The sequence below is a fragment of the Streptococcus mitis SK564 genome (assembly GCF_000148525.1).
In the GTDB taxonomy this organism is placed as follows: Bacteria; Bacillota; Bacilli; order Lactobacillales; family Streptococcaceae; genus Streptococcus; species Streptococcus mitis_H.
The window spans coordinates 21,126-32,745 of sequence record NZ_AEDU01000001.1; the positions used below are offsets into that span (position 1 = coordinate 21,126).

Consider the following 11,620-nt stretch of genomic DNA (forward strand, 5'->3'; position numbering starts at 1 on the left):
CCCGTCTCATGACAGGATTTCTCTATTCTTTTTTTGTTTCTTGGTGAAAGATATTTTGCCAGGTTTCGTGGCGACGCCAGATACTGGTATGGATGATACTATCTAACTCATAGGAGATGAGTTTGGTCTTCTGACTGATGGAAGTGATCTGAATATCCTTGATAGCGGAATTCAAGTCTTTTTCGGCTTTATAGGCCTCTTTATCCATCTGCTCTCCATCTTGACGAATATAGACAAAATCGTCAGCCAAGAGTTCTTCCAGTTGATTTCCTTGGTCAATCAATTGCTCGCGCATAAGCAATTTTTTATAGACGTTATCTAAAATTTCATCCTCAGGAATAGGTGCTGGCTCGATATGGACATCGGTATCAAAGACTCCAAAACGTTCCTCCAGCATAGACTCGACTTGATCCGCGATTTCATGACTCTCAAAAACAGACAAGTCAGGATTCATTTCTAGCGTAATATCAAGGTAAATGTTGCTACCGTAGGTGCGACCTCTTTGAGATTTAACCTTGCTAATTTTTGGAATTTCCATAATGGCCTTTTGATAGTCCTCAAGCAGACGGTCGTCAAAGCCGTCTGAAAGACTAAAGGAAGACTCGATAAAGATATCATAGGCAGTCTTTAAGATAAAGAAAGTGATGATAATGGCAACCAGTTTATCCACAATGGGATAATTGAAACTGCTAGCTAGGATGGCAATAGTAGTACCAAGTGAGGTAACAGCATCAGAAAGATTGTCCTTTGCTGCGGTCTTCAGTGCTTTGGAGTTGGATTTTTTACTGAGGCGAGTATTGTAGAGATAAACTAGAAACATAATCGCTGCAGAAATGATTCCTAGAGTTGCACCTAGAGGATCAATGACCGTTTCTTCATGACTGAGAATCTTTTGAATGGTATCCCGAAGTACATCGAAACCGACATAAAACATGATGATGGAAGTGATTAAGCTTGCCAAATCCTCAATCTTCCAGTGGCCAAAATGGTGGTCACGGTCTGCAGGCTGGCGCGCCATCCGAATCCCTATCAAGAGGGCCACATTTCCAATGATGTCCGACACGTTGTTGAAACCATCGGCCACCAAACTGGATGAATGAAGGAGGTGACCAGTTGCTAATTTTGCTGCTGATAAGAGCAGATAGGTCGAAATACTGATAATGGCCCCACGCTCAGCTAACTTGAGATTTGAGATAGATTGCTTCATTCAACTTCCTTTCTAGTCACATAGCATTCTACCATTATACTGGTTTTCAAGGGATAATTCAAATAAGTCAGTTCTTACTCTTTGAAAACTTTTCAAAATTTGGTATAATAGTACTACTCAAGGGAGTAGCTGGCAGAAACCTGTGATAGTGTCGTCATTCCGAATTTTATACTGAAAAGTATGCTTTCCGGCACTATCTTAAACAGCGAGACTTGTTACGATTAACAGGTCTCTTTTTGTTTGTCGTGAAAAGATATGGCAGAAAGAGAGTCTGTTTTGCACACAATGTCAAGGAGGAGACACATGTCAAAAGAACAAAAACGCCAAGCGTTTTATACTCAGAGTCCTGAAGAGGTCTTGAAGGCTGTGGATGCGACCGAGCAAGGTTTGTCATCAAGTGAGGCTGAAAAGCGCCTTGCAGAATTTGGCCACAATGAACTCGAAGAAGGCGAGAAACGATCAATCCTGGTCAAATTCATCGAGCAATTTAAGGATTTGATGATTATCATCCTAGTTGCGGCAGCTATTTTATCAGTCGTGACCTCTGGTGGGGAAGATATCGCAGATGCCATTATCATCCTAGCCGTGGTTATCATCAATGCTGCCTTTGGTGTTTACCAAGAAGGAAAAGCTGAAGAAGCCATCGAAGCTCTCAAATCCATGTCTAGTCCAGCTGCCCGTGTTCTTCGTGATGGTCATATGGCTGAGATTGATTCTAAAGAATTAGTACCAGGTGATATCGTCGCTCTCGAAGCTGGTGATGTTGTACCAGCAGACTTACGTTTGCTAGAAGCCAACTCTCTTAAAATCGAAGAAGCTGCCCTGACAGGTGAGTCTGTGCCAGTCGAAAAAGACTTGACAGTCGAGCTTGCGACAGATGCTGGTATTGGTGACCGTGTCAATATGGCCTTCCAAAACTCAAATGTGACTTATGGTCGTGGTCTTGGTGTTGTTGTCAATACAGGGATGTACACTGAAGTTGGTCATATCGCTGGCATGCTTCAAGATGCGGATGAGACAGATACACCCCTCAAACAAAACTTGAACAACCTTTCTAAGGTCTTGACCTATGCAATTTTGGTCATTGCCCTTGTTACTTTTGTAGTGGGTGTCTTCATTCAAGGAAAAGATCCACTTGGTGAGTTGATGACCTCTGTTGCCCTTGCCGTTGCAGCCATTCCAGAAGGGCTTCCAGCTATCGTGACTATCGTTCTTGCCCTTGGTACTCAAGTTTTGGCCAAACGAAACTCTATCGTTCGTAAGTTGCCAGCTGTAGAAACCCTTGGTTCAACAGAAATCATCGCTTCTGATAAGACTGGTACGCTGACTATGAACAAGATGACAGTCGAAAAAGTCTTCTACGATGCGGTTCTACATGACTCAGCTGATGACATTGAACTAGGTCTTGAAATGCCCCTTCTTCGTTCAGTTGTCTTGGCAAATGATACGAAAATCGATGTGGAAGGAAACCTGATTGGTGACCCAACCGAAACAGCCTTTATCCAATATGCCTTAGACAAGGGCTATGATGTCAAAGGATTTTTAGAGAAATATCCTCGTGTGGCTGAGTTGCCATTTGACTCTGATCGTAAGCTCATGTCAACGGTTCACCCACTTGCAGATGGACGCTTCCTCGTAGCTGTTAAAGGTGCGCCAGACCAACTTTTGAAACGTTGTGTTCTTCGTGACAAAGCTGGGGATATTGCTCCGATTGATGAGAAGGTTACAAACCTCATTCATACCAACAACTCTGAAATGGCTCATCAAGCCTTGCGTGTCCTAGCAGGTGCCTATAAGATTATTGATAGTATTCCAGAAAACCTCACTTCTGAAGAGCTTGAAAATGATTTAATCTTTACTGGTTTGATTGGGATGATTGACCCTGAACGTCCTGAAGCTGCTGAGGCTGTTCGTGTGGCTAAGGAGGCGGGAATCCGTCCAATCATGATTACGGGTGACCATCAAGATACTGCAGAAGCTATTGCCAAACGTTTGGGAATCATTGATGTCAACGATACAGAAGGTCATGTTTTAACTGGTGCTGAACTCAACGAACTATCTGATGAAGCCTTTGAAAAAGTAGTTGGGCAATACTCTGTTTATGCCCGTGTATCTCCAGAACACAAGGTTCGTATCGTCAAGGCTTGGCAAAAACAAGGTAAAGTCGTTGCTATGACAGGTGACGGTGTTAATGATGCGCCAGCTCTGAAAACAGCCGATATCGGTATCGGTATGGGAATCACTGGTACAGAGGTTTCTAAGGGAGCTTCTGACATGATTCTTGCTGATGACAACTTTGCGACTATCATCGTTGCAGTTGAAGAAGGACGTAAGGTCTTCTCAAACATTCAAAAGACTATTCAGTACTTACTTTCTGCCAATACTGCTGAAGTATTAACCATCTTCCTATCAACCTTGTTTGGTTGGGACGTCTTGCAGCCAGTTCATCTTTTGTGGATCAACTTGGTAACCGATACTTTCCCAGCAATTGCACTAGGTGTTGAACCTGCTGAGCCTGGTGTCATGAACCATAAACCACGTGGACGCAAGGCAAGCTTCTTCTCAGGTGGTGTTTTGAGTTCTATCATCTATCAAGGTGTACTCCAAGCAGCTATTGTTATGAGTGTTTATGGACTTGCCCTTATTTACCCGGTTCACGTGGGTGACAATCATGCCATTCATGCTGATGCCCTTACTATGGCCTTTGCAACTCTTGGTTTGATTCAGCTCTTCCATGCCTACAATGTCAAGTCTGTTTACCAGTCTATCTTGACAGTTGGTCCATTCAAGTCTAAGACCTTCAACTGGTCCATCTTGGTATCCTTCATCCTTCTCATGGCAACAATCGTCGTAGAACCGCTTGAAGGAATCTTCCACGTAACCAAACTAGACTTGTCACAATGGGGAATCGTTATGGGCGGAAGCTTTTCAATGATTATTATCGTCGAAATTGTTAAGTTTATTCAACGCAAACTCGGTTTTGACAAGAATGCGATTTAAAAAAAGTCATCTTCGGATGGCTTTTTGCTACAGTTGAGGGAAAGGGCTTGCAGTTATCGGCTTTTGTGCTATAATTGCTATAATATAGTAAAAAGTAAGAGGAGTGTGAGGAAGTGGAAAAGAAAATTGTGAAGGATATTTTGTTTTTATCTCAGGTGTCTCAGCCGGCAAGTCAGGAAGATCTGTATCTTGCCAGAGATTTACAGGATACGCTCTTAGCAAATCGTGAGATCTGTGTTGGTCTGGCTGCCAATATGATTGGGGTGCAAAAGCGCGTGATTATCTTTAATCTTGGCTTGGTTCCTGTGGTCATGTTTAATCCAGTGCTCCTGTCTTTTGAAGGACCTTATGAAACAGAAGAAGGCTGTTTGTCCTTGGTAGGTGTGAGACCAACTAAGCGTTATGAAACTATAAAGGTTGCCTATCGTGACAGCAAGTGGCAGGAACAGACCATTACCTTGACAGGATTCCCAGCTCAGATTTGCCAGCATGAACTGGATCACTTGGAAGGACGAATCATTTAGGAGGAAAGCAAATGAAACGGATAATCTTTGAACTTATTTTTATCGCAACGACCTGGTATATCTTTTTACCGCCCCTTAACCTGACCAGCTGGGAATTTCTCTTTTTCCTCTGTGGGCATTTGCTGGTTGTGGCAATCTTATTTGGCTTTGGCAAGGGGATAAACCTTGTCAAAACGGTTCATGTGCGCCACGGCAAGGCGGAAGCTGCCTTAAATCTTGAGGGTTTCAAAATCAATCGGTTAGGGAAAGTTCTTTTAGCTTCGATTGGAGGAATTCTTCTCTTAGCAGTCTTGGTTTCCTTGGTGACTTCCAGCATTTTTCAGGCTAAAAATTATGCCAATGTAGTCACGGTTACGGAAAAAGACTTTACTGAATTTCCTAAGAGTGACACCAGTAAGGTTCCTATCCTAGATAGAAGTACTGCTGAAAAAATTGGCGACCGCTACTTGGGTTCCCTAACGGATAAGGTATCGCAGTACGTAGCGGCAGACACCTATACTCAACTAACGATTGATGGGAAGCCCTATCGAGTTACACCACTAGAATATGCAGACCCTATCAAATGGTTTAATAATCAGGCCAAGGGAATCGGCGAGTATATCAAGGTGGATATGGTAACTGGAAATGCGGACTTGGTGGACTTGAAGACACCAATTAAATATTCAGACTCGGAGTATTTTAACCGTGATGTCAAACGTCACCTGCGCTTGAAGTACCCAACCAAAATTTTCAAAACTCCATCTTTCGAGGTGGACGATGAGGGCAATCCTTTCTATGTGGCGACGGTTTACCAAAAGCAATTTGGCTTAGCGGTTCCTCGTCCTGTTTCAGTCATTATCTTGGATGCTACAAATGGAGAAACTAAGGAATACAGCTTGGCAGATGTTCCAGAATGGGTGGACAGGGTCTATCCAGCTGAGGAAACTATTGAGCAAATCAACTACAACGGCAAGTACAAGGACGGTTTCTGGAATGCCATGATTTCCAAGAAAAATGTGACCCAGACTACCAAGGGCTATAATTACTTGTCTATTGGCAATGACATCTATCTCTACACAGGTGTGACGTCGGCTAATGCGGATGAGAGTAATCTTGGTTTCATCCTTGAAAATATGCGAACAGGAGAAATTACTAAGTATAGCTTGGCTTCTGCGACAGAAGAATCAGCCCGTGAATCAGCCGAAGGTGCTGTTCAGGAGAAATCCTACAAGGCAACCTTCCCAATCCTCATCAACCTCAATGACAAGCCTCTCTACATCATGGGTTTGAAGGACAATGCTGGTTTAGTCAAAGAGTATGCTTTGGTAGACGCAGTCGAGTACCAAAATGTTATCGTTGCTACGACAGTGGAAGAGCTGCTCAGCAAGTATGCCAATAAAAACGACCTTGAAATTGACAATGCAACGACAGAAAGCATCAAGGGTGTGGTAGCAGACCTTAAATCAGCTGTTATCAAGGGAGACACCGTCTACTTCTTTAAAGTTGATGGTAAGATATACAAGGTCAAGGCCTCCGTATCAGATGACCTGCCTTACCTTGAAAATGGTAAAGATTTCGAAGGTCAAGTAGGAAAAGACAATTATCTCAAGACCTTTAAAGTGCAGTAAAAACAGCTTTATTTAAGAAATATATGTTATAATAAGGTAAATTAAGATTAATGGAGGACAAAGAAATGGGTTTTTATGTGATGGTTGCTTCAATGCTACTCGGACTGCTCGCTTTGAAGATAGGTTTTTCTCAGTTCAAGGAGAAAAAAGATAAATTCTTATCTATCTTAACAAGTTTAGCTGGCCTAGCCCTTGTTCTCGTGGCTGTCTGGTTAGGATGGCCAAAATAAATAGAGAAGCCTCGGTTAAACCGAGGTTTTTCATACTCTTCGAAAATCAAATTCAAACCACGTCAGCTTCACCTTGCCGTACTCAAGTACAGCCTGCAGCTAGCTTCCTAGTTTGCTCTTTGATTTTCATTGAGTATCAGATGAATTTCTTGGTTGTGGCTAAAAAATATGCTACACTATCAATATGAAAATTTTAATCCCAACAGCAAAAGAAATGAACACAGATTTGCCAAGTATTGAAGCCGCTCCTTTAAAACCAGAAAGTCAGGCTGTGCTGGATGCCTTGGCCCTCTATTCTACTAGTCAATTGGAGAGTTTTTACAAGGTATCAGCTGAGAAGGCTGCGGAAGAATTTCAACATATCCAAGCTTTGAAAAGGCAAACTGCTCAACACTACCCAGCCTTGAAACTTTTTGATGGGCTCATGTATCGCCATATCAAGCGAGACAAATTGACCGAGGCGGAACAAGCCTATCTTGAAAATCATGTCTTTATTACTTCGGCTTTGTACGGTGTTGTTCCAGCCTTGTCACCTATGGCACCTCACCGTTTGGATTTTTTGATGAAATTAAAAGTCGCTGGTAAGACTTTGAAGAACCATTGGAAGGCAGTCTATGATGAAGCTGTGACGCAGGAAGAAGTGATTTTCTCTCTCTTGTCGTCCGAGTTTGAGACGGTATTTTCTAAGGAAATTAGAGAAAAGATGGTGACCTTCAAATTCATGGAGGATAGAGGTGGTCAGCTGAAAATTCATTCAACTATTTCCAAGAAAGCGCGTGGTGCTTTCCTGACAGCCCTGATAGAAAATCAAGTACAGACGGTCGATGAAGCTCGTCGCTTAAGTTTTGCGGGATTTAACTACCGAGAAGATTTGTCACAGCCACAGGAATTGGTTTTTGTAAAGGAAGTATGAAAAGCAGATAAGAAGAGGCTGGGCAAAAAAGTCTTTAAAATTAGAAAACGCATAGTATCAGGTGTTGAAACTTTGATGTTATGCGTTTTATTGTTGAAAGAATTACTTTATTTTCTCTTCCAATTGAGTTTTTGCCCAGTTTCTTTTTGGGGGACGACAGGCATGTCGTTCATCTGGGGTGTAAGTCCTCCGAAGGTACTCACTACTGGTGAACCTGATAGTGATTCCCAAGCCTGACTATCGATAGGTAGCGGATTAAAAGGGTAAGGGGATAGATAGTTTTAAGTCTGACGCTAGAAATAAGAATAGTTAGAGGAAAGGATAGCGAAATCGTGGATCTATGCAAATGATGATTATTGTTCATACTTGGTTAATAATAGTCATTTTATGAACAAATAAATATAAGTTCAAGTTGTGAAAAACTTTCATATATTAAATGAAACGGTTTGCATTTGTGAGAGTAATAGAATATAATATATATGAAAAATAATTTTTTGGTTTAATGAGGAGTTCTCTATGTTTTTTAATCGAAAAGGAATCAATCAAAAGAATTGGCGGATGATAAAGAAAGGGAAGCACTTTCTTTTTGGGTGCACTCTTTTTTTGGCTACAGGAGTAGTAATGATACAGAATCCACATCTTGTTCATGCTGATGAAATGGTTGCGTCTCTGAATGATTCAACTAAAGCCAAAGATGAAGATCCGAATAGTGACAAGGTTCCAAACGATGTGGAAAATCATCCACAGATAGAAAATCATGTTAAAGAATCAGATAAGATTTCTGAAAATGTGCAGGAAGATAAAAGTGTTGAAAAGGCTGTAGAGAATACAGTCAAAGCTGTGAATAAAACTGCTTTAAATGAATTAATTGAAAAGATTAGGAACACTGATTTACAGAATAAAACAGTTAAATCAGTTGAAAATCTTAATCTCTCTTTGTCGCGTGCGCAAGCAGTCTTGGATAAGGAAGGTGTTAGTCAGGATGAGATAAATAAAGAAGTTCAAGTTCTGTCGGATTCATTTGCTCAATTGGAAGAGAAAAACAACGACATATACAAAAAAGAAAAGCAGGCAGACAAAGCAAACGATAGTGATGAAAAGAAAAATCTTTTAACAGAAAAGATTGCCAAGGTTCAGGCTCTTGTCTCAGAAATCAACCAACTAGCAAGAGAAATCAGCTATGAATTTAGTGAATCTGAAAGCAAATCTCTTCAAGCATTTGGTGATTTATCTAAGGAAAAATCCACTGATAGTGAAGTTGATGGTGCTCTAAATGAGGCGAAAAGCCTCCGCAATAAAGTGGCTAATAGAGTAACTCGCGCACATTCTGGAAAACGTGACCCACGCAATGGGAAACTGATTGATGGTAAGGGAGAGAGTCGGTTTAGGGGGATAATATATAATCACATAGAAAATAGAAGAGATGGTCATCTTATTGAAAATGGTAATACAGCAGTCTATTATAATTCAGATGAAATTTGGAGTAAAATTGAGATAAAAGGAGAAAGAGTAGGGAATGAGAGAAAGTTCACTACGTATGCACGAGGAAAATTAGTAGAAGATGAAACCCCGTATTATATTGTTACTGTTGGTTTTACAGACAATTCTCCGATTAAAGGTTTAAAAATGCAAGTTGCTTACTGGGATAAGAAAGCAGGAGTTCAAAGATCACGTGAAATAGAGTATGGTAAAACAGAAATAAACAATCCTATTACGAATGCTGCTATTAGAGGTGTTGTAGGAGAAGGGGGAATCGTTCAACCTGGTAGATATGAGGTTCATATTGCTTCGAATACAAGAGTAGCTCAAAATCAGTTAAAACCTTATACATTTACTTTTATTATAAAGCCACAAAGTGAACGTAATACAGTAAAGGATTTATCGCAGACATATGTAGATGATGTTCGTCATTTAACTGAAAATGAAAAAACAGCTTTAATTGAGAAATTTAAAGCAGAACATCCAGATATTATGAAACCTTCAGATCATAAAAGTGATTTTGATCATGCAGAAATTTCATCTGATGGAACAACAATGACAATTCATTTTAAAGATGGATTGTCTACTAAAACCATTCAGACAAATGCGACAAATGATGTTGAAGCAAAACATCCAAGTTTAACAACATTGTTTGGAGATCCTCATGATTTTTATAAAAACCCAAGAAACTTAGTGAAATCAAAAACAAATCATGAAGTTCCACAAACTGCTAGGGTAACATGGAAAACACCTTTCGATTTAAGTCAAGCGGGTACGAAGAATGCCGTTGTTACAGTAAGTTATGATAACGGAGTAACGAAAGATGTTACTACACCGTATACAGTACTAGATTTTATTGGGAAACAGGATAAACGTATTTACCAAAATCAGAGTGGTGAACTTGGAGATGTGAGAAGTTATATTACACTTTCAAATGGAACAGCCCCTGCAACTGATTTAACGATTCGTTGGAAAGGTGGTTCATCTAATGTAGATACTTCTGCAGCAGGTATCCAGCATAAAGAAATCGAAATTCTTCGTGGAAATACTGTGATGAAAACAGTAACTATTCCAGTAGCAATCGTAGATAATATTAATCCAACTATTACAGCACCCGATTCTGTATTGTTAACAAGAGCTGAAGGATTGCCAAGTAATATTTCCATTGATGCACAGGATAATGCTAGAGGTATTGGACTTAAAGATGCTAATCCAATTGTAGTTGAGAATTTAGCGAATCCTCTAAGATACAATCCTTCAACAAAACGAATTGAGATATCTGGCGTAATTCCAAATAATTTTCAAAGAACGCAAGCAACTATTAAAGCTGTAGACAAAAATGGAAATACTGCTACAAAAACCATAACGTTTAATGTTCAAGCGCAAACTGATAAATATAATGCTGTGGCTAATCCGCAAAAACAGACGGTGAGTTATTTAGCTACACCAAGTGCAGAAGCGAGTGTGAGTACTACAGGTTTACCAATAGGGACAAGATATACTTGGAAGACAACTCCGAATACTTCTAGTCCTGGGGATAAAACAGGAGTAGTAGAAGTAACATATCCAGATACTTCAAAAGATACTGTGAATGTAACGATAGCTGTGCGAAAATTAAGTGATGAATATACGCCAACAGGAAGTAAAATTACAAGAAATCAAAATGTTCCTGTTACAAATAACGATCTAAAAGCGGCTGTAAGTGTGAATAATAACGGTAATAGTAAAGTGAAGTCTGTTACTGCATCTTCTATTAGCACTGTAAATGCTGGTACACAAATAATTAGAGCAACAGTGACGTATTTAGACAATACAACTGATCCTGTTGATATTCCACTTGAAGTGAAAGACGTAACAGCTCCAATGATTCAAACACCAAACGATAGACAAAATTGGGATTTAATTGCATTGGATAGAACATTGCCTTCAATAACAGTGACTTCTGTAGATAATAATGGAGGAACTGGTGTTAAATCAACAACGGTAACTGGTTTACCAGATTTCTTAGTATATGATAATGCAACTAAGACAATTAAATTCAAAAATGGAGTTCAAGAAGTAACAAAATTACCAGTTGGACAAGATAGTAAAACTTATAATGCGACTATCCAAGTTACCGATAATTCAAACAATTCAAGTCAAAGACAAGTAACAATTACTGTGAAGTCAATGACAACGAAATATACAGCGACTCCAAATTCACAAAAACAAACAGTAAGTTACGGTGAAGCACCTGATGCCGGAACAAGCGTGAATAAGAACGGATTGCCTACAGGGACTGCTTATACATGGGCAACAACTCCAAGTACAGCAACAGGGCCTGGAGATAAATCAGGTGTAGTAACGGTAACATACCCTGACGGTTCAAAAGATACCGTGAATGTAAAAGTAGCGGTACGTAAGTTAAGCGACGAATATGCCCCTACAGGGAATACAATTGTTAGAAACCAAAATGTTCCTGTCTCAAATGATGACTTGAAAACAGCAGTAACTATTAGTAATAATGGTAATAACAAAGTTAAATCTGTCATTCCTGTAGGTACAATCACTACTGTAAATGCAGGTACACAAACAATTAGAGCAACAGTAACGTATTTAGATAATACTACTGATCCAGTTGATATTCCTCTTGAAGTAAAAGACGTAACTGATCCAACAAT

Annotated in this window: 7 protein-coding genes; 6 read left to right on the forward strand and 1 reads right to left on the reverse strand. The window is 40.0% G+C overall.

Annotation, left to right across the window (positions count from 1 at the left end):
* Window positions 1-22: 22 nt before the first annotated feature.
* On the reverse strand, window positions 23-1,207 hold the full coding sequence (gene mntE, locus SMSK564_RS03335) for a CDF family manganese efflux transporter MntE (RefSeq protein ID WP_000813939.1): 1,185 nt from the start codon (window positions 1,205-1,207) through the stop codon (window positions 23-25).
* 303 nt (window positions 1,208-1,510) lie between these two features.
* Between mntE and SMSK564_RS03340 the strand changes: the two genes are divergently transcribed.
* From SMSK564_RS03340 to SMSK564_RS0101905, 6 genes are all read left to right on the forward strand, one after another.
* Window positions 1,511-4,207, forward strand: a complete 2,697-nt coding sequence (locus SMSK564_RS03340; RefSeq protein WP_000032420.1) for a cation-translocating P-type ATPase — start codon at window positions 1,511-1,513, stop codon at window positions 4,205-4,207.
* 113 nt (window positions 4,208-4,320) lie between these two features.
* Entirely contained in the window at window positions 4,321-4,731 is a 411-nt protein-coding gene (locus SMSK564_RS03345) for a peptide deformylase (RefSeq protein ID WP_000412225.1), read from the forward strand.
* An 11-nt stretch (window positions 4,732-4,742) separates the two neighbouring features.
* Window positions 4,743-6,338 carry a hypothetical protein gene (locus SMSK564_RS03350; protein WP_000821216.1) on the forward strand — a complete coding sequence of 532 codons (1,596 nt, stop codon included), beginning with the start codon at window positions 4,743-4,745 and terminating at the stop codon, window positions 6,336-6,338.
* Between the two features lie 65 nt (window positions 6,339-6,403).
* On the forward strand, window positions 6,404-6,568 hold the full coding sequence (locus SMSK564_RS03355) for a YczI family protein (RefSeq protein WP_000508327.1): 165 nt from the start codon (window positions 6,404-6,406) through the stop codon (window positions 6,566-6,568).
* 184 nt (window positions 6,569-6,752) lie between these two features.
* Entirely contained in the window at window positions 6,753-7,481 is a 729-nt protein-coding gene (gene yaaA, locus SMSK564_RS03360) for a peroxide stress protein YaaA (protein ID WP_000697765.1), read from the forward strand.
* Window positions 7,482-7,997: 516 nt separating this feature from the next.
* Window positions 7,998-11,620: Rib/alpha-like domain-containing protein (locus SMSK564_RS0101905; protein WP_000465885.1), on the forward strand; the 3,623-nt coding region annotated here is incomplete at its 3' end.

Bases quoted from the DNA above. Each gene is read 5' to 3' on its own strand.
- mntE (WP_000813939.1), bottom strand. From the start codon at position 1,207: ATGAAGCAATCTATCTCAAATCTCAAGTTAGCTGAGCGTGGGGCCATT.
- SMSK564_RS03340 (WP_000032420.1), top strand. From the start codon at position 1,511: ATGTCAAAAGAACAAAAACGCCAAGCGTTTTATACTCAGAGTCCTGAA.
- SMSK564_RS03350 (WP_000821216.1), top strand. From the start codon at position 4,743: ATGAAACGGATAATCTTTGAACTTATTTTTATCGCAACGACCTGGTAT.
- SMSK564_RS03355 (WP_000508327.1), top strand. From the start codon at position 6,404: ATGGGTTTTTATGTGATGGTTGCTTCAATGCTACTCGGACTGCTCGCT.
- yaaA (WP_000697765.1), top strand. From the start codon at position 6,753: ATGAAAATTTTAATCCCAACAGCAAAAGAAATGAACACAGATTTGCCA.